The following is a 25,092-nucleotide window of genomic DNA, read 5'->3' as shown; positions in this document are numbered from 1 at the left end:
GCCCCATGCCCCGCCGGCGACGTGACGCGCCGCATGCGCGCGGCGTGTCGCGTAATGCGCGCATCGCCAGGCGCGATGCGCAAATCCTGTCGCGACCTAGTGCGTCGCGCCCTTCGATACGCCGGCCGCCTCGACGGCCGGCGTCGCCGGCGCATCGGGCAACAGCGTCGGCCCCGGCACCGGCTGCGCGACGCCCGCCGCCGCGCCGCTCGCGAGCGGCGCCACGGGTGGCGCCGGTGCCTGTTCGGGCGCACGCGCCGACGGGCCGCCGAGCGGCATCGTGATGCGCTGGCCGTTGCGCTCGAACACCACTTCGTCCGGGCCGATCGACACGACGCTCGCGCCCTCCTTCAGCCGCGCGCCTTCGAAATAGCGGCTGCCGTCGACCGTCTCGATGTAGCGTTGATCGCCGTCGCCGGCGAACACGGTCGTGATCTCCGGAATGCCCGCCGTGCCGCCGAGCGTCGTCGCCGTGCGCGGCGCGGCCGCGTCGGCATCGCGTACGTGATCGACCACCTCGAGCGCCGGGCGCGCGTCCTTCATGTAATTGCGGATGCGCGGCTCGATCTGCGCGCGCGCGGCCGTGCCCGTCAGCTCGATCCGGCCGCGGCCGAGATACGTGACCGTCAGCGCCGTGTCGCTGAAATAGGTCTGCGCGGTCGCGACCAGATCGCTGACCACGTAGATATTGCCGAGCGCCGCGTTGTCGACGCCCGCGACGATCTGCGCGACGCGCTCGCGCGCGGCCGGGTCGCTGACGTAACCCGACACGATCACGCCGTCGTCGCGCGGCGCGACGGCCAGCTCCGGATACGCGTGCAGCAGTTGCTGCAGCCGGTGCGTGCGCGCGAGCACCGATTCGTGCTGCCACGGCAGCCGCCCCGACCACGCGACGAAGCCGTAGCCGAGCGCGCCGAGCAGCACGCCGATCCACAACGCGACCAGCGCGATCACGAGCCGCCGGCTGCCCAGCCGTCGCAGCCCGCCGGTGAGCCAGCCGAGCCACGCCGCTTCACGCGCGGCGTCCGGCGCATCGGTTTCGTCGGGCACCGCGACGCTCGCCTGCGCATGCCGCGCGATGCCGAGCCGGATCGAGCCGACCGTCACGACGTCGTTCGGCGTCAGCGAGCGGCGGCCGCTGCCGAGCGGCTCGTCGTTGAACAGCACCGGCGCGCCGGTGTCGCCGCCGTGGTTCTGCACCGTCACCGCAAGCGCGCCGACCTGCAGGCACACTTGTTTCGCGCCGATCTCTCGATCGGGCAGGATCACTTCGCAGTCGGCCGCCGTGCCGACCCAGTTCGCGCCGCGCGCGAGCGACATCGTGCGGCCGTACATCGGCCCGCTCAGGAAGCACAGGTTCCACGGCGACGCGAGCGCGGCCGCACCGGCCCCCGCGCTTCCCGCGCCGCCGGGCAATGCGCCGTCGCCGTGCGGATCAATGATGCTCGTCGACATGGGTGGGTGCTCCTGCGGTCGTCGCCACCGGCTGCGACGCCGCATCCTTGGGTGGCGCCGGCAACGCCGGCGGACCGAACTTCGTGCCGGGCAGCGGCTTCGGCGTCAGCGGCACCGCGACGTCGTTGTCGGGCGGCCGATACATCGACATCCCTTCCTGGCTCGCCGGCCCATCGACACCCGGGTTCACGGGCGAGCCGTCCGGCGCGTACATCGACGCGTTCGTCACGACCCGCGGCGTCAGCAGGTAGAACCGCTCCATGTGGTTGCCCGACTTGTCGGTGTACTTGAACAGGTTGCCGATCAGCGGAATGTCGGACAGCCAGGGCACGCCGCTCTTGTTCAGCTTCACCTCGTCGTCGTTGAAACCGGCGATCAGGAGGCTCTTTCCTTCGTCGATCATCGTCTTGGTGACGATGTTGCGCTGCTGGATCACCGGCACGTTCGACACGGCCTGCCCCGGCACGATGTTGCCGTCCTGGATGTCGATCGACATCATCACGCTCTGCGGGTTGCCCGACACCGCCGCCGCGTTGCGGATCGCCTCGTCGACGATCATCGGCGTCACCTTGATGCTGGTGCCGGTCGTCACGCTGTACAGCGACGAATCCTGATAGCCCGGCACCTGCACGTAGAACTGCGTGAGGTTCTCGAGAATCGCCTCGGTGTTGTCGAGCGCGAGCACCTTCGGCTTCGATCGCAGTTGCGCCTGGCCTTTCTGCGCGAGCGCGTTCACGCGCGTGAGCAGGTAGTTGCGCAGCGACCCGCCGATCGATGCGGTCAGCGCGATGCCGGTCGGCATGAAGGTGCCCGTCTGCCCGGTTTCCGACGTGCCGATGCCGAACGTCAGCGGCGGGTTGCCGACGCCGTTGTACTGCGTGTTGCCGTTCAGCGCGTTCTGGCCGTTGCCGATCTGCACGTCACCATGCGTCGTGTGCAGGCGCCAGTCGATCCCGAGGCTGTCGAGCGAATCCTCGTTGATGTCGATGATCGTCACGTTGATCTCGACGATGCGCGGCCGCTCGTCGAGCTGACTGATCAGCGACTGGTAGCGGTACATGTTCTCCGGCAGGTCGCGCACGATCACCGCGTTGATCGCCGGATCGGCGACGATCTGCGGCAGCGTGTCGCCGCCGCCGTTGTTCGAGAACGGCGAGAAGCCGCCGCCCATGCCGCTGTCCGCCCCGCCATAACCGCCCTGCCGCGGGCCGCCGGAAATGTCGGGAAAGTCGAGCCGCGGCACCGCGATCGTCAGCCCCGAGCCGAGCTTCACCTGGCGCGCGGCCTGCCCGAGCGGCGTGCTCGACGGCGCCGCGGTCGTGCCGCCGCCCTTGCCGAACAGCCGGCGCAGGATCGTCGCGACGCCCGGCACCGTCACTTCCTTGCCCGAGCGGTTGATCGTGAAGTCCGACGCCCAGCCGTATTTCAGCCGGAACGCGCGGATGTCCGCATGCGCGCCGTTCGCCGACGGATCGCCGATCGAGCCGACCGCCTGCCGCACGAGCTCGACATAGCGGCGCGGGCCGGCCACGTACACGCTGTTCGCGCGGTCGTTGATCACCAGCGTGTAGCGTTTGTCCGGAATCTGCATCGCCTGCAGCGCGCGGCCGATTTCGCCGGACGCATTCGGCGGGATCGGGATCATCTGCGTCTGCGACTGGTCGGCCGGATCGACGTACAGGAACGAGCCGTCGTAGTACCACGTGAGCCCGTAGGTCGAGCAGATCGTGTCGAGCGTCTGCTGCGGCGTGCCGGAGAAGCGGCCGCTGATCACGCCGTCGACCTTCGGGTCGACCACCGCCGTCACGCCCTGCGACGACGCGAGCTCGCGAATGAAGTCGCCGATCTTCTTGCCGTTCGCGACGATCGTGAACGGCTTGTTGCGCCAGCGCAGGTCCGCGGCGCGCGCATGCTGCGCGGGCGCCATGCACAGCGACGCCGTGAGCAGCGCGGTCGCGCACACGGCAAGCGCGGCCCGTTGCAGGCTGCGCGGTTGAAACCGGATCGAGGCGACGCGTCGACGCATCAAAGAACTCCTGTGGAAGAAACGAACATGCGTTCCAGCGCCTGCTGCGCGAAGCGCAGCACTTCGCCGCCGAGCCAGCCGGACAGCAGCACGAGCGCGACCATCACGGCGATCAGCCGCACCGCGATGCCGATGTTGGCGTCCTGCACCTGCGTGACGGCCTGCAGGATCGCGACGACGAGGCCCGTGACGGTCGCGATCAGCACGATCGGCAGCGACAGCAGCAGCACGAGCATCAGCGCCTGGCTCGTCAGGTCGAGGATCGTCGAGCTCGTCATTGCACGACTCCCGGCGCGCGCACGTCGGCGCCCGCGCCGACCGTGCCGTCGTCCGGCGGGTTCTTCACCCAGCCGACCGTATGCAACCGCACGTCCTCCTCGACTTCCTGGTACGACAGCACCGCGAGTTCGGGCAGCACCGGCTGCAGGATCGTCTTCACGTAGCGGCGCGCGCCGAGCGCGACCATCACCGCGAGCCGCGCGCCACCGTGCGCGCCACCCTGCGCGTTGCCGTGGCCGCCGGGGCCGGCCGCCTGCGCGGCCTGCACGATCGCGCGCACCTGTTCGCCGATGTCCTGCTTGACCGCGCTCGACAGCGCAAGGAAATTGCCCTGCTTCGTGCGCATCACCGCGCTCTCGATCCGCTCCTGAAGGTTCTGCTCGAACAGCACGACCCGCAGCTGGCGCGCCGTGCCCGCATGGCGATCGGTGATCATCCGGCGCAGGTCGACGCGCACGAGCTCGACCAGCGCGATCACGTCGTCGGGCTCGTTCGGCGCCCACGTGATCAGGCTCTCGAAGATCACGCGCAGGTTGCGGATCGGCACCTGTTCGGCGAGCAGCCGGCGCAGCACTTCGGTCACGCGCTGCAGCGGCACGAGCCGCGTCAGTTCGCCCACCAGCTCCGGATGGTCGCGGCGCACCAGATGCACGAGCGCCTGCGTCTCCTGGATGCCGAGCAGTTCGTCCGCATGCTGGCGCACGATCTGCTCGACGTGCGCGGCCAGCGCGCTCTCGCTCGACAGCCACTTGCCGTCCGGCGCCGCGCCGTCGGGCTTGATCCACAGCGCGGTCGCGAACGGGCCGAACGCCTCGGCCGGCTGGCGCTCCGCGCGCTCCGGCAGCGGCGCGACGCCGTCCCACAGCAGCCAGCCCGGCTTCAGCGCGCCGTGCGCGACGAGCACGTCCTGCAGATAGATCCGGTACGTACCGGCCGGCGCGCCCTCATCGTCGTTCAGCGTGATGCGCGGGAATACCGTGCCGATGTCCGCGTCGACGCGCGCCTTCGCGCTCGACAGCGCCGCCTGCAGTTGCGCGAGGTTCAGGCCCGTGCGCAGGTCGTCGGACAGCGACACCGCGATCAGCGACGTGACGCCCGCCGCGTGCGATACCTTCGCGGGCTGGCCGTCGTCGGCCGCGCCGACACGCCCCGCGACATGAATCAGGTTGAAGCTCGGCGCGGACGTCTTGCGCTTCAGTTGCGAGAACGCGAAGGCGCCGAGGCCGAGCGCGATCAGCGCGAACGACCATTTCGGAAAACCGGGCACGACGAGAAAACCGCTCAGCACGAACGCCGCGATCAGCAGCGCGCGCGGGTGTGCGCCCAGTTGCTCGCCGAGCTGTTCGCCGAGCTGGCGCTGCCGTGCATCGCGCGTCGCGACCCGCGTGGTCACGATGCCGGCCGCGATCGATACCAGCAGCGACGGAATCTGCGACGCCATCCCGTCGCCGACCGTCAGGATCGCGTAACGCTGCAGCGCCTCGCCGATGTCCATCCCGTGCATCAGCGTGCCGACCGCAATCCCCGCGACGATGTTGATGAACGCGATCACGAGGCCCGCGATCGCGTCGCCCTTCACGAACTTCATCGCGCCGTCCATCGCGCCGTGCATCTGCGATTCCTGCTCGAGCTTCTCGCGCCGCTCGCGCGCCTCGTCGGCGCTGATGATGCCCGCGCGCAGGTCCGCGTCGATGCTCATCTGCTTGCCCGGCATCGCGTCGAGCGAGAAACGCGCACCGACTTCGGCTACGCGCTCCGACCCTTTCGCGATCACGATGAACTGCACGACCGCGATCACGAGGAACACCACGCCGCCCACCACCACGTTGTTGCCGACCACCAGCCGCCCGAACGCGTCGATCACGTGGCCGGCGTTCGCATGCAGCAGGATCAGCTTGCACGACGCGATGTTCAGCGCGAGCCGGAACAGCGTCGTGAACAGCAGCAGCGCGGGAAACGACGAGAAGCTGACCGCCGACGGCACGTAGGTCGACACCGTCAGCAGCACGACGCTCGCCGCGAGATTCAGCGAGATCATCCCGTCGAGCGCGGCCTGCGGCAGCGGCAGGATGAACAGCGCGACGACCGCGACGATGAAGGTTGCGAGAAACAGGTCGGCGCGCGGCGACGCGCCCCCGAGGCGCCGTCCGGACACGCCGCGGCCGGCGGAAAACAACCGCTGCCAGTCGCGGGGGAGCGCCTTCGGTTCAGCCATCGTGCCGTCGTCCTGTCGTTATCGCCGGCTGGCACGGGCAAGCCTGCCCCATGCCGCGCGGACCGTTGAATGGGACGAGTGTAGCGACGGGAAACCGCGGAAAAAGAGGCGCGCCTCGTAGCGTGAAAGCGCGTTTTCCTCAGACGATCGAATCGGACTACGAAACCCGGCGGCCGCTTCGGGCACGCGCCGCCGGAACCGCTTCCATCGCGCGCCGGAGCGCCGGCGCGCGCCTGCGGCAGACGTCAGCTCAGGACGGCAGCCGCCGCGCGGCGAGGTACGCGAGCTGCGCGCGGTTCTGTACGTTGAAGAGTTTTTCGAGCGAGCGGATGTGGTGCCCGACCTTGTGCAGCGACGTGCGCAGCGCGCTCGCGATCTCCTGGTCGGACAGCCCGTGCACGAGCCGGTCGAGCACTTCCTGCTGCTCGTCCGCGAGCGCGAAGCCGCGCATGCGCGCGACCCGCGCCTCGAGGAACGGCAGCGCGACGCGATGCACGGCAAGACTGACCGACAGCGCGCCGCCGATCACGCGATCGTCGATCCATTCGGTGCCGTGCGTTTCCGACGTCAGGTTCACCGCGACGCGCAGGTCGAGCCGCGGCGCCGACAGGCTGAAGATCACGCCGCTGTTCATTGCGTGCGCACGCAAGTGACCGGCCAGCGCCAGCACCTTGCGGTCGCCGCTGCCCTGTGCGGCCGCCTCGATCTCGTCGAGCCGCCATGCGACCGGAAAGCCGCTCTGCCGCACCTGCGCGAAACGCGGGTCGCTGTCGTACAGCATTCCTTCGATGAACGGCTGCATGAACGTCGCCGGCGCGAGGTCGCGCAGCAGATGCGCACGCAGAATGCGCCGCCCGATCATTTCGTAGGCGCCGTAACCCAGCGTACTGAATCCGATTTGCCGCAATCGCGCATGACATTGCGAGAAATCGAATGACGCAAGGTCGGTTTTACCGGGCGCTATTTGAATACCGGTAAAAACGTCACGCTCGATTGCGTGATATTCGTTCGAATAAGCGGCAGCGGCCGCTATATCGGCTTGTGAGAACCACTCGACGCGTGGTGCGCCGTCAGCATATGTCATGAGGAGCCCGCCCTTTCCCATTATGTGAAACTGCGCCCCGTCACGATCTGGTCTTTTCTTTATGATTTTCTGGTCGTCGTTATATGCGCACGAACATGAACCTTTCGCCGCGATTAGTATTACGGCATATTACCCACACACCGACATTTTTGTACAATGCCCCCGCGTTTCGTCAGGGATGACGATCGGCGCATATCACAACGATGCTCGGTCGCACCGCCGCGAATGCCGTACACGATACGGCCGCCGCCAGGCGATGCGCGTCGATTCCGAGGGATGGCTCATGTCCGATATTGCATTGCATGAAGAAGCGGTCGCCCCAACCACCTTGCCGCGCGCGTCGCGCGGATTGAACGCATGCGCGGACGCGCTGCGCGAGCGCCCCGTGCAGGTCGTCTGGTGCGACGACGTGAAGCGCGGCGACGACGCGCAGCCGCACGCACCGAAGCTCGGCGTCGCCGATACGCTCGCGCACGCGCAGAGCACGGCCGAGCGCAACCGGATCGTCACGAGCCTGCTGCATCTGACAGGCTTCTCGACCTTCGCGTACTTCGCACTCGAATTCGCGCGCGAGCGCGTCGAAAGCCTCTACCTGCACGAAGCGTTCACGCCGGCCACCTATCGCGGCGACTACGTGCGGCACAACCATCACGACGTCGATCCACGCACGCTCGGCGCGCGCGTGTGCAACATGCCGATCGTGTGGGACCTGCAGCAATTGCGCCGCGAACACCGCGAGCGCGACGACGCGCCGTCCGTGAGCCCGGCCGCGCTCGACGGCTTCCTGCAGACGATGCAGGACGACGGGATGTGCAGCGGCATCATGTATTCGATGGCCGTGCCCGGCACGCGGCTGCACGCGTTCATGAGCTTCACCGCGCCGCGCCGCACGCGCGAATGGATCACGCCGGCGACGATCGAGCAGGCGCTGTCGATCGGGCTGTCGGTCCACAAGTTCGCATCGCCGCAACTGATCTCGACGTCGCGCGAACGCGCGGTGAACGGGCTCACGCCGTTCGAGCAGGAGCTGCTGCTCGGCATCGCCGAAGGCGCGTCCGACAAGGAAATCGGCCGGCGCCTCGACACCAGCGCGCACAACGTCGACTATCACCTGCGCAAGCTGCGCAAGCGCTTCGGCGTCGCGAACCGGATTCAGCTCACGTACCTGACGTCGAAGCTCGAGCTGATCTGACGCGCGGGCGGCGGCGCGGCGCAGTTTCGTTTCGCCGATCGCGTAAACGCACATGCCGGCCTCGCGGGCCGGCATGCACGGGTTGCGGCGCGGTGCCGGGTCCGGCGCCGCTTCCTCGCAGACGATCGCCGTTACTTCAGCAGCGTCATCTGCACGACCTTCACGATCACGAGCCCGACCGCGATCACCAGATAGCCGCGCAACACGGCCATCCAGATCCGCGTCGCGAGCGTCATGTTCTGCGGCTCGAGCGTATCGAGCGGCGGCATGCGCCACGTGTCGCGCAGCGAGCGGTCGATGCCCGGCTCGACGACGCGCTTGTTGCGGCGAATCAGTACCGTCGCCAGATAGCCGGCGATCGCGAGCACGGTGCCGCCCACCAGCACGTCGACGATCGCCTCCCCGCTGATGTCCGGATACATCACCGATGCGGTCAGGATGATCGACAGCAACACCAGCACCCAGATCACCGCGCCCGTGAACACGTTGAGCTTCGTCGAGTTGACCCAGGGTCCGAGCACCTGCCGGTCGTTGCACAGCACGAGCAGGAACACCGTCGCGCTCGGCAGCAGCACGCCGGCCAGCGTCTGCACGGCTTCGGTCAGCAGGCCGAGCGGGCTGCCCGGAATCAGCACGAGCGTGGCCGCGGCCGCGACGATACCGAAATAGACGAGATAGAAGCCCTTCGCGTCGGTCACGCCGCGGTGCAGCGAGTGGCGGATCTTGAACACGTCGCCGATCGCGTACGCGGTCGACAGCGACACGGCCGCCGCGCCGATGATGCACGCGTCGAGCAGCGCGATCGCGAACAGCGTCGCGCTCGTGCGGCCCGCATACTTCTCGAGGCCGGCGATGATGCCGCCCGCGTCGGTGAAGTTGCCGGCTTCCGGATGGCCAGCAAACAACGCCGAGCTGAAGCCGATCATCGCGACCGCGCCGACCAGCACGAACGCGATGCCGATCCACAGGTCGGCCTTTTCATATTTCATGAAACGCGGCGTGATGCGCTTGTCGATCACGTAGCTCTGCTGGAAGAACAATTGCCACGGCGCGACCGTCGTGCCGACGATCCCGATCACGAGCAGCATCACGTCCGACAGCTTCGCGTGCGCGGGCCAGTTCGGCACGAAGAAGTCGCGCGTCATCTGCGCGGCGGGCGGGTGGATCGACACGAGCACCGGCACGAGCAGCAGGCTCAGCACGCACAGCCCGATCGCGAACCGCTCGAAGCGCCGGAAATCGCCGGTACTCACCGCGGCCATCGTCAGCGCGGCGGCCACGCACACGCCGGCCACCTTCGGCAATCCGAAGAAATCCAGCACGAACGTGATGCCGATGAACTCGGTGACGATGGTCAGCGCATTGAGCAGGAACAGGTCGATCACGCTGAACGCGCCCCAGAACTTGCCGAAGCGTTCGAAGATCAGCCGCGCATGGCCGACGCCCGTGACCGCGCCGAGGCGCAGCACCATTTCCTGGTTCACGTACAGCACGGGCACCAGCAGCAGCAACGTCCACAGCAGCGTCGTGCCGTAGTTCTGGCCGGCCTGCGTATAGGTGCCGAACGCGCCGGCATCGTTGTCGCCGACCATCACGATCAGGCCCGGGCCGATGATCGCGAGCAGCGTGCGCAGGCGCGCCCACCACGTGCCGCGTGCGCCGGTATCGTGGTGCGCGATCGTGCCGAGCGCACCGCGGATGTCGCCCAGGTGGGCTTCGTCGAGCACGGTGCTGCGGTCGGCGGCGATCGGTGGAGAAACGTTGGATGGCGTGGACATGATGTATTCCGTACGGCTAAGGGTTATGCGATTCGGTGAGCGTGTGACCTTGGAATGCGCACGGGACGGCCGCTCGAAGACGGGCGCGCGTGCGCATGCCGAGGCGCGCTCGGCGCTTCTTTTCAGTGGATCAACGCTTTCAGCTGGTTCAACAGGCGGGAGAACACCCGCGGACGGGCGTCGAGCGTCAGCATCGCGTCGTAGTGGTGGCGCGATTCCGTGACGTGCGGAAGGTTCGACAGCAGAAGGCCGAAGTTCATGGTCTGGCTCCGTGCGGCGACGGCAGCGTGCCGGCCGCGTGGTGGGCGCGGGGCCAGCCAGGGGCCTGAACCACGTGTCAGGCTAGTCGGCCGGATTGTCCCCGCGACCCGGGTTCGAAAGGGTCTGCGTATGCAACGGGCATAAGGGACAACTGTCACTGTCGTTCATGGCGGCTCCTGTGCGGTGTTCCGTGGAACACGGTTGACCGCCGGCCGGCGTGCGGGCCGGCATTCGCGCGCCGGGGGGAACGGATGCGCGAACGCGGCCGCCTGCCAGGCGGCGGGGAAACCGGGCAACGCATGCGAAAACGCATCACGCTAACCGGCGCGAATCAGGGTGCACGTAGGGAGTGGCTGCGGAAATACTGCTGCGCGCACCGTTTGCCCGGGAGACAAACGGCGGCTTCGATGAGGCGCGGACGTCGGTCGCTCAGGCGGAAATTTCGTTCGAAGATCGACTACTGCAGGCGTCCAAGGCGGCGGCCCCAAGAGTGAAGATGGCGGATTCTATGGACCGCGCGAAAGTGAAGTCAACCCCTCCTAACCCCATTTTTCGAAATAAATTTCCCGCCTGACGCGACTGAAAGATTTGCCCTTGAAATAACGTTCTGAAACCTTTCAGCGCGGTCATGACGCCACCCCGCGCCGATGCGTGCCAGCAACGGCCCGCCACGCTGCCGCACCTCCTTTTCACGCTCGCCGGGCGGCCGCACGGCGGCCCCGCTCCGCTGCGACGCGCCCACCACACAGCACATTTTTCGTGCGTTTTTTACTTGCGCCGCAGCAAAACTCGCGACTACAATCCGCCCCAATTCATCACGGGAGTCCCTCCGTGGACACATGCTCTAGTTGCAGTTCGATGCCGGTCCAGGCCGGCCACGCCATCGCGAGATAGCAGCCAGACGCATGTCTTTCGCCGCTAGCTCGCATTCGTCGGGTTAGCGCGCCTCATCCGGGCCGGCCATCGCCGGTTCGTCAGTCGCACGCTTCGTTATGTTCATCCTCCGATCGCAGGCCGCGTCACTCACCCGCACTCGATCACGTCGCCCGGCGTTCGCCGGACGGAATGGAGGCAGCGTCATGTTCTTTCCATCGTTCGCGGTCAGACTCAAGCGCGTCGTGCACGTCGCGTGCGACTGCTCGTTTTCCGGCCGCTCGCCGCTCGCCCGGGCATTCGGCCACTGGCGCGGCGTGGCCCTCGCCCACGTGCCGGCCGCACCCCGCCCGCTCGATTGCGTGCTGATCGCCGCGACGGCGGCCGCGGTCGCGCTTGCCGCGCTGCTGTGCTCGGTCGCGCCCCACGTCGGCTTCGCGCAGGTGTGGCGCGTCGGCGGCTGGCTGCCCTAAGCCCTTCTCCGTGCAGGCCGTCTCGCCATGCGGCCCGCATCACGTTCCCGTTTCTTCAGCCTAACTAATCAAACTGCCAACGGAACCCGAATGAAGCAACTCTCTTCCGTCCCGCGCAAGCTTCGCGTCGATGCGCTCGCCGCGCTGCTGCTGTCGCTCGCCGCCGCTTCCGCATTCGCGCAAGCGTCGGCTCCCGCCACCGAACCGGCGGCCGGCACGAACGATGCCGCCGCCCCCGCACAACCGGCCGCCGATGCTGCCGCTCCCGCTCCCACCGGCTTGTGGGAACGGTCGAACCTGCTCGGCAACATGGGCGGCCTGCGTGACGTGCTCGACGAACACGGCGTCACGCTGAGCCTGCAGGAAACCAGCGAGTACCTGTACAACACGTCCGGCGGCACAGGGCGCGGCGGCGCGTACCAGGGGCTCACGCAATTCGGTTTCAACGTCGACACCGGCAAGGCGATCGGCCTGCCGGGCGGCACGTTCAACGTGTCGGGGCTGCAGATCCACGGCACCAACCTCACGCAGCGCTACCTGCAGACGCTGCAGACCGCGACCGGCATCGAGGCCAATTCGACCACGCGCCTGTGGGAGCTCTGGTACCAGCAGTCGCTGCTCGACGGCAAGGTCGACGTGAAAGTCGGCCAGCAGAGCGTCGACCAGGAATTCATGGTGAGCCAGAACGCGGCGACGTTCATGAACGCGACGTTCGGCTGGCCCGTGCTGCCGTCCACCGATCTGCCGTCCGGCGGCCCTGCGTATCCGCTGTCGTCGCTCGGCGTGCGGCTGCGCGTGAAGCCGGCCGACGCGTGGACCGCGATGGTCGGCGTGTTCGACGGCAACCCGGCCGGCCGCAGCGACGGCGACGCGCAGGTGCTGAACGCGCACGGCACCAATTTCAACCTGCGCAGCGGCGCATTCGTGATCGGCGAAGTGCAGTACGCGCTGAACGCGCCGCCGGCCGACCCGAAGGCCCCGCAGCCGGCCGGCCTGCCCGGCACGTACAAGCTCGGCTTCTGGTATCACTCGCAGCACGCGAACGATCCGCGCTACGGCACCGACGGGTTGTCGCTCGCCGATCCGGCCAGCAACGGCACGCCCGCCACGCATCGCGGCAACTACGGGTTCTATGCGGTCGCGGACCAGATGGTGTGGCGGCCGTCCGCCGACAGCCCGCGCTCGGTCGGCGTGTTCGCGCGCGTGATGGGCTCGCCGGGCGACCGCAATCTCGTCGATTTCGCGGCCAACGCGGGCGTGACGCTGAAGGCCCCGTTCGTCGGGCGCGACAACGACGTCGCCGGCATCGCGATCGGCTACGCGAAGATCGGTTCGCATGCGCGCGGCCTCGACGGCGACACCGGCGCGTACACGACGCCCGGCTATCCGGTGCGCCGCGCGGAGACGGTCGTCGAGGCGACCTACCAGTACCAGGTCGCGCCGTGGTGGCAGGTGCAGGCCGACCTGCAGCACTTCTTCCGTCCGGGCGGCGGCATCCCGAACCCGAACGCGGCCGGCGCGCGCATCGGCGACGAAACGGTGGTCGGCGTGCGCACGACGATCACGTTCTGATGCCGGCCGCGTAAAGACAGGGGCCGGACGGTCGCTTGCGCGACGGTCCGGCCCATGCGGTGGCTTGCCGTGCGGGCACGCGGCCCGTGGCGCGCCTTACGCGCCGTGCATTATTCGCCGCGCATTACTCGCCGTACAGCCCGAGCAGTTTCAGCGTGACGCCGTTGGTCCAGCCGAAGCCGTCCTGCAACGGATATTCCCCGCCCCCACCGCCGCCCGTGCCGGTGCCTTCGACCACGTACTTCTCGACGAGCTTGCCTTCGGTCGCATACACATGCTTCACGTCGGACAGGAAACGCGTGCCGATGTCCTTCGCGAGCGCCGGTTCGCCGTAACGGCGCAGCCCGTCGATCGCGATCCACTGCAGCGGCGCCCAGCCGTTCGGCGCATCCCATTGCTGGCCCGTGTTCTCGGTCGTCGTCGCGAGGCCGCCCGGCTGCAGCAGCGTCTTGCGCACTTCGCGCGCGGTCGCCTTCGCACGCTCCGGCCACGCGACGCCCGCGAACAGCGGATACAGCGCGGCCGCCGTCACGCCGTCGCGCGGTTTGCGCAACTGCCAGTCGTAGTCGCCGTAATAGCCGTGACGGTTCCACAGATAATGATTGATCGCGGCTGCCCGCTTGCCCGCGCGCGCTGAAAAATCGGCCACGCACGCGATGTCGCGCGTGAGCGCGCAGCCCTTCACGATCGTCGTCTCGAGATGGAACATCAGGCTGTTCAGGTCGACCGGCACGATCGACGTCGTGCGGATCGTCGCGAGCGTCTTGCCGTCGCCGAACCAGCGCGAGCTGTAGTCCCAGCCGCTTTCGGCGCCCGCGCGCAGGTCGCGGTACACCTCGTTCGCCGGCCGGGACGGCACCGACTTCGCGGTCGTCACGTCCTCGAGATACGACTCGTCGCGCGGCGTGTCGCGCGCATCCCAGTAGCGGTTCAGCACGGCGCCGTCGGGCATCGCGACCACGTTGCGCGCCGCCTGCCCGCGCGGCGTCGTGGTTTCGCCCTGCATCCAGTACGCATGCTCCTTGCGCAGCGCCGGCAGGTATTTCTGGTAGACCTTGTCGCCTTCGACCTGGGCGGCGAGCGTGACCATGTACGCGAAGAACGGCGGCTGCGAGCGGCTCGCGTAGTACGTGCGGTTGCCGTTCGGGATGTGCCCGACCGTATCGATCAGGTAGGCGAAGTTGTCGAGCATGTCGTCGACGAGATCCTCGCGCCCGGACACCTGCAGCCCGAGCATCGTGAAATAGGTATCCCAGTAGTAGCCTTCGCGGAAGCGGCCGCCCGGCACGACGTACGGCTTCGGCAGCGGAATCAGCGAACTGTACGGCGGCGCCGTGGTGCTCGTGCGCGTGAGCTGCGGCCACAGCCAGTCGATGTGCTCGCGCAGCGTCTGGTTCGGCGGCGGCGTCACGCCGCCTGCCGGAGGCGGCGTGAAATGTTGGTCGACGAACGCCTTCAGCGAGAAGCCCGGCTGCGATTTCTGTTGCTGATACAACTGCACGATCGTCGCGGGATCGGTATCGGGCGTGGCGTCGACGAAGGTCTTCTGGTCGGGATAGAGCTGCGCGGTCTGCACCGCGACGAACAGGTCGCCGTAGAGCTGGCTCGGCGGTGGCAGCAGCGTGCCCGACGCGGGAGCCGGCGCGGCTGCGGTGGTGGCCGGCAGCGCGGACTGGCTGGCCGCTTGCGCGGCGGCCTGGTTCGCATTGTCGGCCTGCGCGGCGCAGCCGGCGACGGCGAGATAGGCGATGGCCAGTGCGGCGGCCCAGCGCAGACGCGGCGCGGGCGGTGACTGACGCGACGGGAAGCGAGATGCAAGCGGTGCGGCACGACGTGACGTCATGGCGTGTCCCCTCCTTTCGTTGGTGAGTGGATCGGCACGAGGTCTCGTTCGCGCGCGCGTTCGTCTCGATGGCCTTCGATCGATACGCGTCATGTTGTGGTGCGAGTGGGTCCGACTGTCGCACGAAACATGCATGTCAAGCAAGTTTCGGTTCGCGCGACTCCCGGAGATAACCGCGCACCGCCCGCCACGCACGCGCTTCGAGCGCGTTCGCATCGGTTTCGCCGCGCGCGCCCGCCGCATCGACGATGCCTTTCACGATCGCGAGCAGATCGTGCGCGACCACGTCGGGCGCGGCGACGCGCGGCGCATCGCGCGCTCCGAGCGCATGCAGCAAGATTGCGTGGATGCGATCCGCGACCCGCTCGGTGCGCGCACCGAGCGGCAACCGCGCTTCCTCGAAATCGATCAGCCGCGCGAGCACCGGCCGGCGCATCTGGTGCGCGACGGCCCCGCGCACCAGCATGCGCAGCACGTCGTCGCAGGACGACAGCGCGGCTGCCCGGTCGACGTCGTCGAGCAGATGCGCACTCTCGCGCTCGACGAGCGCGGCCGTCAGCGCGTCGCGGTTCGGGAAGTATTGATAGAGCGAGCCGATGCTCACGCCGGCCAGCGCCGCGACCGCGTTCGTCGTGTAGCCGTCGAAGCCGTCGCGCTCCAGAATGCGAGCGGCGGCCTCGACGATCGCATCGACGGTGGCCACCGAGCGGCGCTGGCGCGGCGCCTTGCGCGGCGAAAGCGGCATGCGCGAGGACGAATCGGACATGGTGGAAAGGTGCACTCCCTCGAATATGAGCAAGTGCTCATATTTTAGAAACGCACCGCCACGCCGTCAAAAGGTATCGACATGACCGCACCGGCTTCAGTGCCGCTCGCCGTGTTCGCGCACGCTCGCCACCGAGACCAATGAGTGGCCGGCGCGCCGCGCAACGCGCCGATCCGCGATCGCCGCGCCGACATCCTGGTGCACCCGGAACAGCGCGCACACGTTCCGCCAGGGCAACGCCGCGCGATTCGTCGGCCACGAGGAGGCGACACGCACGAGCAGCCCGTCGACCGCATGGGCGCAGTCGTTCTTTCCGCACCCCCCGCCGGAAAGGACGACTGTTGCAACATGCGGAACAACTGTTGTCGTACGTGACGCAGCAGTCACATTGTGGGCATAATGGCGTCTTTACCGCGCGCCCAGCCCATGTCGCCCGTCTTTCTAGCACCGCTCATCGTTGCCTGTGCGTTGTTCATGGAAAGCGTCGACGCGAACATCATCGTCACCGCCCTGCCTGCGATGGCGAGGGACTTCGGGCACAACCCCGTCACCCTGAACATTGCGATCACGGCCTACGTGGTCGGCCTCGGCGTGTTCATCCCGATCTGCGGCTGGCTCGCCGACCGCTTCAGCGCGCGCGCCGTGTTCCGCACGGCGATCGGCATCTTCGTCGTCGGTTCGCTGATGTGCGCGGCGTCCAACTCCCTCGGCGTGCTCACGTTCGCGCGCTTCATCCAGGGCGTCGGCGGCGCGATGATGGTGCCGGTCGGCCGCATCATCATCTTCCGCGCGGTGCCGCGCGCCGATCTCGTGCGCGCGATGAACTACCTCGCGATTCCCGCACTGTTCGGGCCCACGGTCGGGCCGCTCGTCGGCGGCTTCATCACGACCTACCTGCACTGGCGGATGATCTTCTTCATCAACGTGCCGATCGGCATCTACGGGATCTACCTCGCGAGCAAGCACATCGCGAACACGCACGAGCCCGATCCGGGCCCGCTCGACTGGTTCGGCTTCCTGCTGTCGGCCAGCGGCGCCGCGCTGCTGCTGATGGGCCTCACGCTGATCGACGGTTCGCTCACGTCGCGCTCGAACGCCATCATGATGTGCGCGGCCGGCGCCGCGATGCTCGCGCTGTACGTGCCGTACGCGCGCCGCAAGGAGCGCCCGGTGCTCGACCTCAGTTTCCTGAAGATCCCGACGTACCACGCGAGCGTCGTCGGCGGGTCGCTGTTTCGCATCGGCCTCGGCGCGGTACCGTTCCTGCTGCCGCTCGCGCTGCAGGAAGGGCTCGGCATGAGCGCGTTCCATTCCGGCCTCATCACGTGCGCATCCGCGCTCGGCGGCGCGGTCAGCCGCTCGACGGCCACGCATACGCTGCGTCGCTTCGGCTTTCGCACGGTGCTGATCTACAACGCGGCATTCGCGGGCCTCGCGATCGCCGCATACGGCGTGTTCCATCCCGGCATGGCGACCTGGGCGATCTGGCTGATCGTGCTCGTCGGCGGCATCTTCCCCGCGCTGCAGTTCACGAGTTTGAATTCGATGATCTATGCGGACATCTCGCCGCGCGACGCAGGCCGCGCGACGAGCCTCGGCAGCGTCGTGCAGCAGATGTCGCTCGGCCTCGGCGTGACGGTGGCCGGCCTCGTGCTGCACGTGTCGCACTGGCTCCAGGGCCATCAGGCAATGGTGTGGTCGGATTTCTGGCCGGCGTTCCTGGTGGTCGGGCTGTGCTCGTTCGCGTCGATTCCGATCACGCGATGGCTGCCGCCGGGCGCCGGCGACGAAGTCGCGCGCGGCAAGCGGGCATAAGCGGCGGCGCCGCGACATGACCTGTCGCTCGGCGACGGACGAAAACCGGAAAAACAAAAAAATTAGCGAACATCCACACGGGGCCGGTGCACAGCCGCGTGGATGTTCGCTCAGGGCTCCGGGTCTCCCGATGGGGGTTGAGAATCCCGGATTCGCTTCCTGCGTGCCATGGACATATGTGCGTCGGAAGCGGAATCGTTGCGCGCACTTGTCGTCGCGCCATGAACTGCACTATAGGGAAACTTGCGCCACGCATCTGTCAACCATTGTCAGACGCGTGGCAGCCGCACGTCGCACGCGCGCGCCGCTTTCGCGCTAAAGTGGTTCCCGATCGCCACCCTCGACCGTCCTGCCGATGCTCACGCTCTCGCCCGCCTCCGCCCGCGCCCTGCATCTCGCCGCACAGGGCCTGCTCACGCCGCCCCGCCGCAAGGCGACCAAGGCCGACGTGCTCGACACGATCCGCCGGATGGCGCAGTTGCAGATCGACACCATCCACGTCGTCGCGCGCAGCCCGTATCTCGTGCTGTTCAGCCGCCTCGGCGATTTCTCGCCGCACTGGCTCGACGAACATCTCGCCGAGGCGCGCCTGTTCGAATACTGGTCGCACGAAGCGTGTTTCCTGCCGATCGAGCAGTTCGGGCTGATGCGCTACAAGATGCTCGACCCGTCGGGGATGGGCTGGAAATATGCGGCCGAATGGCACGAGCAGAATCGTCCGGAGATCGAACGGCTGCTTGCGCGGATTCGCGACGAAGGCCCGGTGCGGTCGGCCGATTTCGCGCGCGAGGACGGCGTGAAGGGCAACGGCTGGTGGGATCGCAAGCCCGAGAAGCGTCACCTGGAAGTGCTGTTCACGACGGGCGACCTGATGGTGTCGGCGCGTCGCAATTTCCAGCGCGTGTACGACGTGCGCGAACGCGTGCTACCCGACTGGGACGATACGCGCGACCTGCCGCCGCGCGAAGCCGTGCTGCCTGCGCTGCTCGACTACACGTGTCGTGCGCTCGGCGTCGTGCGTGCGGACTGGGTGGCCGACTACTATCGGCTGCCGCGCCGTTCGTACCGCGCGGAGCTGGAGCGGCTCGCGGATGCGGGCGACCTGATTCCGGTGCAGATCGACGACTGGAAGGAGCCGGCCTACGTGCACCGCTCGCTCGATGCACTGCTGCCGGCCGCCGCGGCAGACACGCTGCGCTCGACGGTCACGACGCTGCTGTCGCCGTTCGATCCGGTCGTCTGGGACCGGCGGCGCGCGTCGACGCTGTTCGGTTTCGATTACACGATCGAGTGCTATACGCCCGAGCACAAGCGGCGCTACGGCTATTTCTGCCTGCCCGTGCTGCATCGCGGCCGGCTGGTCGGCCGCGTCGATGCGAAGGCGCATCGCACGCTCGGCACGTTCGAATTGAAGGCCGTGCACGTCGAGCCGGGCGTGCGCTTCGGCGCCGGGCTCGCGGCCGACGTCGCGAAGGCCGTGAAAAAGCTCGCGGCGTGGCACGGCACGCCGGAGGTGACGGTCGCGCACGCGCCGCCGGCCCTCGTGCAGGCATTCGCGCGCACCTGACGCCGCGGGCCACCGGCACGCTAGCCGAGCATGTGCACGCCGGCGTCGATATAGTGCGTGCCGCCCGTGATCGCCCGCGCGCCGTCGCCGGCAAGAAACGCGCAGAATGCCCCGACGTCGTCGATGTCGAGCGCGTGATGCAGCGGCGCCCGGCGTGCGGTATCGTCGAGCAGCCGGCCGAAGTCCGGCAGGCCCGACGCCGCGCGCGTCGGCAGCACGCCCGGCGAAATCGCGTTGACACGAATGCCCGCCCCGCCGAGTTCGGCCGCCAGGTACCGCACGCTCGCTTCGAGCGCGGCCTTGACCGGCCCCATCACCCCGTAGTTCGCGACGACCTGCTCCGCGCCGAGATAGCTCATCGCCATCAGGCTCCCGCCGCGCGTCATCAGCGGCTCGGCGAGCCGCGCCATCCGGATGAACGAATGGCACGACGTATCCATCGCCAACGAGAAGCCTTCCGGCGAACTGTCGACCACGCGGCCCTGCAGATCGGCCTTCGGTGCATACGCCACCGAATGCAGCACGAAGTCGAGCGCGCCCCATTGCACCGTGATCGCGTCGAACACCGCCGCCATCTGGTCGGGGCGCCCGACGTCGAGCGGCATCCGGATCGGCGCGTCGAGTTGCGCGAACAGCGGCTCGACGTGCGGCAAGGTCTTGTCCGACTGCCAGGTCACCGCGAGCGTGGCGCCCGCCCGGCAAAACGCGCGTGCACATCCCCACGCGATGCTCTGTTCGTTCGCGATGCCGACGACGAGCCCCCGCTTGTGTCGCAACGTCATGTCGCCTCCCTTGTCGATCCGCGTGGGCCTAGCGCTGCGCCGCGATCCATCGCGCGATGTCGGGCCATACCGTCGCCAGCGTGCGCGTCCCCATGAACAGGCCGATATGGCCACCCGGCACGAGCCGGCTCTCGATCCGCGACGCGGGCGTCCCGAGAAGATCGCGCGCACCGAACACCTGCTCCGGCGTCGTGATGTCGTCGGCCTCGCCGGAGAGCAGATAGACCGGGCACGCGACATCCTTCAGGTCAAGCGTGCGCCCGAGCGCGACGAACGTGCCCTTCGCGAGCCGGTTCTCCTTGAAGATCTGCACGATCGCCTGCAGGTACCAGCGTCCCGGCAGGTCGATCGGGCTTTCGTACCAGTTCGCGAACACCTCGCGCTTGCGCAGGTATTCCGGATCGTCGAGATGCTCGTACAGGTCGACGTGCTCGGCGAGATAGTGCTGGTCGGGATGCATGTTCTTCCAGCCGCGCAGCATGAAGCGCCCGCGCATCAGCCCGCCGCCCATCGCGACGAGTTCCTCGTAGAACGACGTCGGATACGTGTGCACCATCTGCTTGATCGGGCCGTCTCCCGCGTCGGTGTCGATCGGCGAGCCCGCCAGCACGAGGCTCGCGACCTTGTGCGGGAAACGCGCCGCATACATCGCCGACATCCAGCCGCCCTGGCACAGCCCGACGAGATTCACGCGGCCGCCGAGTTCGTCGACGCACACGTTCAGCTCGGCCAGATACTGGTCGATCTCGAGGTCCTTCATGTCCTCGGTGGCCGAGCGCCAGTCGGTCAGGTACAGACGCGTCACGCCGTGCTCGCGCAGCGTCTGCATCAGGCTCTGCCCCGGCTGGTAGTCGGCGATCATCGCGCTGTGTCCCGCGTACGGCGCATCGACGATCGTCGGCAGCCCGTGCGCCGGCGCGGCCGAATAATCGCGAAACGTCATCGTCCGCAGTTCCAGCAACGGCCGGTTCGGCGATGCCAGCGCCGGGTGCGCTTCGAAATGGAGCTTCTCTTCTTCCGCGAGAAAGCGCAGATTGCGCGCCGCGATCTCGGCGCCGGCCGCAAACATCGCCGTGGCGGCAGCCATCGGCCAGAAAATCGGCAGCGCGGGGGCGCTGACGGCAGGGGAAGGCGTGTCGCGTGCTGTCATCGAAGGTCTCACCGGGTCGGATACGGCGTGGAGGGAATCGCGTCGTCCAGCACGCGGCGCGTGTGGCGCGCGATCATCAGGTTCTCGTCGGTCGGGATCACGCGCACCGTCACGCGCGACGCGTCGCTCGAAATCACCGGCAGGCCGGCCGCGTTCGCCGCGTCGTCGAGCACGATGCCGAGCCACGCCGCGCGGCGGCAGATCCGTTCACGCACGCGCGGCGCGTGCTCGCCGATGCCCGCCGTGAACACGAGCGTGTCGAGACCGCCGAGCACGCCGGCCAGCGCGGCGAGTTCGCGGGCCGCGCGATAGGCGAACAGCTCGACCGCATGCGCGGCCGACGGTGCGTCGCTCGCGAGCAGCGTGCGCATGTCGCTCGACACGCCCGACACGCCCAGCAAGCCCGATTCGGCATAGATCAGATGCTCGACCTCGTCGAGCGACCGGCCCGTGTGACGCTGCAGGTACAGGATCACGCCGGGGTCCAGCGCGCCCGTGCGCGTGCCCATCGGCAGCCCGTCGACGGCCGTGAACCCCATCGTCGTCGCGACGCTGCGGCCGTTCGCGAGCGCGCACAGGCTTGCGCCGTTACCGAGGTGCGCGACCACCGTCCGGTGCTGCGTCCACGACGGATCGAGGGCCGCGAGCGCCGTCGCGATGTACTCGTACGACAGCCCGTGAAACCCGTAGCGCACGATGCCCTGCTCGGTCAGCGCGTGCGGCAACGCGAACTCCCGTTCGAGCGCCGGCACCGTCGCATGGAACGCGGTGTCGAAACACGCGACCTGCGGCAGGTTCGGCGCAACCGCGGCCACCGCGCGAATCGCGTCGACGTGATGCGGCTGGTGCAGCGGTGCGAGCGGCGCAAGCGACGCGATCGCATCGAGCACGCGCGCGTCGATCCGCACCGGCGCGGTGAAATACGGGCCGCCATGCACGACCCGGTGCCCGACGCCGTCGAATGCGGCCTCCCGCCCGACGTGCGCGGCGAACCACGCGTGCAGCGCCTCGATCGCGCCTTGATGCCCCGGTCGCGCGACGGCGCTGTCGGCGAGCGTCGCGCCGTGTGCATCGGTCACGAACAGATGCGGGGTGTCATGCAGGTTCTCGACCTGCCCGTGCAGGCCCGCATCGAGCGAACGATCCTCGCGCGTGTCGTAGACCGAAAACTTGAGGCTCGACGAGCCGGCGTTGAGCACCAGGACGGGATGTCGCATCGCGGCCCCGTCAGTGTGCGTCGGCCGCAACCGCCGGCGCGGCCACGGGCGCCGCCGGCGTGCGTGCCGCCGCGACGAGCGCCGCGACCGCGCAGCTCGCCAGGCGCGTGCGTTCGCTGTCCGCGCGACTCGTCAGGATCACCGGCACGCGCGCGCCGAGCACGATGCCGGCCGCATCGGCATTCGCGAGGAACGTCAGCTCCTTCGCGAGCATGTTGCCGGCCTCGAGGTCGGGCACGAGCAGGATGTCTGCATCGCCCGCGACCGCGGAATCGAGATGCTTGAGCCGCGCCGCTTCCGGGCTGATCGCGTTGTCGAGCGCGAGCGGCCCGTCGAGCAGCGCGCCGGTGATCTGGCCGCGCTCGGCCATCTTGCACAGCGCGGCCGCGTCGAGCGTCGACGGCAGCTTCGAGCTGATCGTCTCGACCGCCGACAGGATCGCCACCTTCGGCCGGGCGATGCCGAGCGCGTGCGCGAGATCGATCGCGTTCTGCGCGATGTCGGCCTTCTGCTCGAGCGTCGGACGGATATTGACGGCCGCATCGGTGATGAACAGCGGCTTGGGGTAAGTCGGCACGTCCATGATGAACACATGGCTCAGGCGCCGCGCGGTGCGCAATCCCGTGTCGGCACGCACCACCTCCGCCAGCAATTCGTCGGTGTGCAGGCTGCCCTTCATCAACGCCTGCGCGTCGCCCGCGCGCACCAGTTCGACGGCGCGTGCCGCCGACGCATGACTGTGCGGCGCATCCACGAGCCGATAGCCGGACAGGTCGACACCGAGCGTCGCGGCGAGCATCGTGATGCGCGCCACCGGGCCCACCAGCACGGGCACGATGATGCCGGCCCGCGCGGCGGCAGCCGCCGCGTGCAGCGAGACCTCGTCGCAAGGATGCGCGACCGCGACCGTCACCGGGCGCAATGCGCGGCAACGCGCAATCAGCGCTTCGTATTTCTGATGCGTGCGCAACTCGGTCATCGACTGCCCCTTCGCAAGGATCACGTGAACGGATTCTGGTGCGGGAGCGAGCGACGTCGTTTGATTTCCGTCAATCGTTTCAGGTGAAGTCCCGATAGCATGAAGCCGCACGATGACATCCGGATGGCCGCGACGCCCACCCCTGACATGCACATACGCGAAATCCGCTCGAAGATCGCCAGTACCTCGTCCACGCGCAAGATCACCAAGGCGATGGAAATGATGGCGCGCACCAAGATGGCGAGCGCGCAGCGACGTGCGCGGGAGTTCCGCCCGTACGCGGCACGCATCGGCGCAATGGCGGAACGCGTGCTGCGCGACCGTCCCGACCACGTATCGGCGCTGATGGCGCAACGCGATACCGTGCGCCGCGTCGGCCTGATCGTCGTCAGCACCGATCGCGGGCTGTGCGGCCCGCTCAATGCGCGGCTGCTCGTCGAATGCGTGGATGCGCTCGAACGCTGGGACCGGGCCGGCGTCGCGTGCGAACTGAGCGTGATCGGTGCGCGTGGCCTCGCGCCGCTCGTGCGCCATGGCGCGACCATCGCGGCCCGTGCGAGCGGCCTGGCCGCCGAGCCGCACTTCGAGCAGTTGCTCGGGGCACTGCTCGTGCCGCTGACCGCGTTCGTCAACGGCGAGCTCGACGAAGTGCACGTCGCATACAACCGGCTGACGAGCCCGCTCGCGTACGAGCCGCGCATCGATGCGATGCTGCCGATCATCGGGCTCGACACCGGGGCCGACGCGCCGACCGATGGCGCGCCCGCGTCCGACTATCTGTACGAGCCCGCGCCCAAACCGGCGGTCGACACGTTGCTGCTGCGCTACGTCGAGGCAACGCTCTATCAGGCCGTCGTCGAGAACTACGCGTGCGAGCAATGCGCGCGGATGTTCAGCATGCAGACCGCGACGGACAACGCCGACCGCGTGTTGCGCGAACTGCGGCACCTGTACCAGAAGACGCGACAGGCGCAGATCACCACCGAGCTGTGCGAAATCGTCGCCGGCGCGGCGGCGGTCTGAAGGAGTCCGCATGAAGACGTCGATGAAGCTCGACATCGTGAGCGTGGAAGCGGTGCTGTATGCCGGCGACGCGCATTTCGTCGTCGTGCCGGGGGAAAGCGGAGAGTTGGGGATCTACCCGCACCACGCGCCGCTACTCACGAGAATCAGGCCGGGCGTCGTGACGCTCGTCGATGCGCCGACCGGCGAACATCGCCGCCTCCTCGTCGCGGGCGGCGTGCTGGAGGTCAGCCGTGACGGCGTGACGCTGATCGCCGATCACGCGCTGCGCACGCCCGAACTCGACGATCTGCGCGCACGCGAAGCGCGGCATGCGGCCGACGACTGGCGCCAGCGCTACGCGCACGAAAACCGGCGCGCGTTCGATTTCGCGTCGGCCCGCGCGGAACTGATGGAGGAAATCCGGCGCTTCTTTGCGATGGCGCTGCGGCAACAGGCGCCGCACGACAAGCCGGACAGCGCCGGCTAGCCGCGGCTCCGGTGCTGCCCGCTCAGTCGCGCAGCTTGCGAAAACGTGGCGTGCCGTCTTCGAGATTGCCGTTGAACATCGCTTCCGGCCGCACCCACAGCCCGCGCGCATGCGGCCACAGATGCTCGTAGACGACCACCGATTCCTCGGTTTCGGAATGGCGGGCAACGCCGATGTAGCGGTACAGGCCGCCCTTGTAGTGGCGGTGCGTCGCGAGCTGTTCGGCTTCCTGTTCGGTCATGGTGTGCTTCTCTTCGGCAAAAACGGAAAGCG

At 68.3% G+C, this 25,092-nt stretch carries 21 protein-coding genes; 7 read left to right on the top strand and 14 right to left on the bottom strand.

The window, feature by feature from the left end:
• Positions 1–96: 96 nt before the first annotated feature.
• From sctD to BLS50_RS28955, 5 genes are all read right to left on the bottom strand, one after another.
• On the bottom strand, positions 97–1,455 hold the full coding sequence (gene sctD, locus BLS50_RS28975) for a type III secretion system inner membrane ring subunit SctD (protein WP_074806122.1): 1,359 nt from the start codon (positions 1,453–1,455) through the stop codon (positions 97–99).
• Positions 1,436–3,481 (bottom strand): type III secretion system outer membrane ring subunit SctC, encoded by a 2,046-nt coding sequence (sctC, locus tag BLS50_RS28970; protein ID WP_074806119.1) that lies wholly within the window; start codon positions 3,479–3,481, stop codon positions 1,436–1,438. Before sctC ends, sctD begins: the two co-directional genes overlap by 20 nt.
• On the bottom strand, positions 3,481–3,759 hold the full coding sequence (gene sctS / locus BLS50_RS28965) for a type III secretion system export apparatus subunit SctS (RefSeq protein WP_074806116.1): 279 nt from the start codon (positions 3,757–3,759) through the stop codon (positions 3,481–3,483). Before sctS ends, sctC begins: the two co-directional genes overlap by 1 nt.
• The gene (gene sctV / locus BLS50_RS28960) at positions 3,756–5,975 is read right to left on the bottom strand and encodes a type III secretion system export apparatus subunit SctV (RefSeq protein ID WP_074806112.1); all 2,220 of its coding nucleotides are present in this window, start codon (positions 5,973–5,975) and stop codon (positions 3,756–3,758) included. Before sctV ends, sctS begins: the two co-directional genes overlap by 4 nt.
• A 250-nt stretch (positions 5,976–6,225) precedes the next feature.
• Positions 6,226–7,059 carry a helix-turn-helix transcriptional regulator gene (locus BLS50_RS28955; protein ID WP_011547293.1) on the bottom strand — a complete coding sequence of 278 codons (834 nt, stop codon included), beginning with the start codon at positions 7,057–7,059 and terminating at the stop codon, positions 6,226–6,228.
• A 283-nt stretch (positions 7,060–7,342) separates the two neighbouring features.
• Here BLS50_RS28955 and BLS50_RS28950 point away from each other — a divergent pair, with 283 nt between their 5' ends.
• A complete protein-coding gene (locus BLS50_RS28950; protein WP_011547292.1) occupies positions 7,343–8,251 on the top strand; it encodes a helix-turn-helix transcriptional regulator in 909 nt (302 codons plus the stop codon).
• A gap of 131 nt (positions 8,252–8,382) precedes the next feature.
• On the opposite strand, the gene BLS50_RS28945 is transcribed toward BLS50_RS28950, so the two are convergent.
• Positions 8,383–10,029, bottom strand: a complete 1,647-nt coding sequence (locus BLS50_RS28945) for an NRAMP family divalent metal transporter (protein ID WP_074806109.1) — start codon at positions 10,027–10,029, stop codon at positions 8,383–8,385.
• Between the two features lie 122 nt (positions 10,030–10,151).
• Positions 10,152–10,289, bottom strand: coding sequence for a hypothetical protein (locus BLS50_RS36100; RefSeq protein ID WP_162838124.1), 138 nt, complete (start codon positions 10,287–10,289; stop codon positions 10,152–10,154).
• A 1,080-nt stretch (positions 10,290–11,369) separates the two neighbouring features.
• Between BLS50_RS36100 and BLS50_RS28940 the strand changes: the two genes are divergently transcribed.
• Positions 11,370–11,636: a hypothetical protein gene (locus BLS50_RS28940; RefSeq protein ID WP_074806106.1), complete on the top strand. Its 267-nt coding sequence runs from the start codon at positions 11,370–11,372 to the stop codon at positions 11,634–11,636.
• Between the two features lie 90 nt (positions 11,637–11,726).
• Positions 11,727–13,208 carry a carbohydrate porin gene (locus tag BLS50_RS28935; RefSeq protein WP_074806103.1) on the top strand — a complete coding sequence of 494 codons (1,482 nt, stop codon included), beginning with the start codon at positions 11,727–11,729 and terminating at the stop codon, positions 13,206–13,208.
• Between the two features lie 124 nt (positions 13,209–13,332).
• Here BLS50_RS28935 and treA read toward each other — a convergent pair whose 3' ends face one another.
• Both treA and BLS50_RS28925 read right to left on the bottom strand, forming a co-directional pair.
• Entirely contained in the window at positions 13,333–15,051 is a 1,719-nt protein-coding gene (gene treA / locus BLS50_RS28930; RefSeq protein ID WP_074806100.1) for an alpha,alpha-trehalase TreA, read from the bottom strand.
• Positions 15,052–15,187: 136 nt separating this feature from the next.
• Positions 15,188–15,817 (bottom strand): TetR/AcrR family transcriptional regulator, encoded by a 630-nt coding sequence (locus BLS50_RS28925; RefSeq protein ID WP_074806097.1) that lies wholly within the window; start codon positions 15,815–15,817, stop codon positions 15,188–15,190.
• 426 nt (positions 15,818–16,243) lie between these two features.
• Between BLS50_RS28925 and BLS50_RS28915 the strand changes: the two genes are divergently transcribed.
• Together BLS50_RS28915 and BLS50_RS28910 are read left to right on the top strand one after the other, a co-directional pair.
• Positions 16,244–17,632, top strand: a complete 1,389-nt coding sequence (locus BLS50_RS28915) for an MFS transporter (protein WP_074806096.1) — start codon at positions 16,244–16,246, stop codon at positions 17,630–17,632.
• A gap of 355 nt (positions 17,633–17,987) precedes the next feature.
• Positions 17,988–19,199: a winged helix-turn-helix domain-containing protein gene (locus tag BLS50_RS28910; RefSeq protein ID WP_074806093.1), complete on the top strand. Its 1,212-nt coding sequence runs from the start codon at positions 17,988–17,990 to the stop codon at positions 19,197–19,199.
• A gap of 20 nt (positions 19,200–19,219) precedes the next feature.
• Here BLS50_RS28910 and fabI read toward each other — a convergent pair whose 3' ends face one another.
• Genes fabI through BLS50_RS28890 form a run of 4 tightly spaced genes read right to left on the bottom strand, consistent with a single transcriptional unit; the run spans position 19,220 to position 23,438 of the window.
• Positions 19,220–19,981, bottom strand: a complete 762-nt coding sequence (gene fabI / locus BLS50_RS28905) for an enoyl-ACP reductase FabI (RefSeq protein ID WP_074806091.1) — start codon at positions 19,979–19,981, stop codon at positions 19,220–19,222.
• Positions 19,982–20,009: 28 nt separating this feature from the next.
• On the bottom strand, positions 20,010–21,131 hold the full coding sequence (locus BLS50_RS28900) for an alpha/beta fold hydrolase (protein ID WP_069231428.1): 1,122 nt from the start codon (positions 21,129–21,131) through the stop codon (positions 20,010–20,012).
• 8 nt (positions 21,132–21,139) lie between these two features.
• Positions 21,140–22,348, bottom strand: coding sequence for an acetate/propionate family kinase (locus tag BLS50_RS28895; protein WP_074806088.1), 1,209 nt, complete (start codon positions 22,346–22,348; stop codon positions 21,140–21,142).
• A gap of 10 nt (positions 22,349–22,358) precedes the next feature.
• A complete protein-coding gene (locus BLS50_RS28890; protein ID WP_074806085.1) occupies positions 22,359–23,438 on the bottom strand; it encodes a phosphate acetyltransferase in 1,080 nt (359 codons plus the stop codon).
• Positions 23,439–23,474: 36 nt separating this feature from the next.
• Between BLS50_RS28890 and atpG the strand changes: the two genes are divergently transcribed.
• On the top strand, positions 23,475–24,350 hold the full coding sequence (gene atpG / locus BLS50_RS28885; RefSeq protein WP_080486935.1) for an ATP synthase F1 subunit gamma: 876 nt from the start codon (positions 23,475–23,477) through the stop codon (positions 24,348–24,350).
• 10 nt (positions 24,351–24,360) lie between these two features.
• Positions 24,361–24,819 carry an ATP synthase F1 subunit epsilon gene (atpC, locus tag BLS50_RS28880; RefSeq protein WP_074806081.1) on the top strand — a complete coding sequence of 153 codons (459 nt, stop codon included), beginning with the start codon at positions 24,361–24,363 and terminating at the stop codon, positions 24,817–24,819.
• 22 nt (positions 24,820–24,841) lie between these two features.
• Here the strand turns inward: atpC and BLS50_RS28875 are convergent, their stop codons facing one another.
• Positions 24,842–25,060, bottom strand: a complete 219-nt coding sequence (locus BLS50_RS28875) for a DUF1653 domain-containing protein (protein ID WP_006480837.1) — start codon at positions 25,058–25,060, stop codon at positions 24,842–24,844.
• Between the last annotated feature and the right edge of the window lie 32 nt (positions 25,061–25,092).

The sequence above is a fragment of the Burkholderia orbicola genome, assembly GCF_900100915.1.
Classification (GTDB): Bacteria; Pseudomonadota; Gammaproteobacteria; order Burkholderiales; family Burkholderiaceae; genus Burkholderia; species Burkholderia orbicola.
This window is presented reverse-complemented; position numbering and strand designations above follow the sequence as displayed.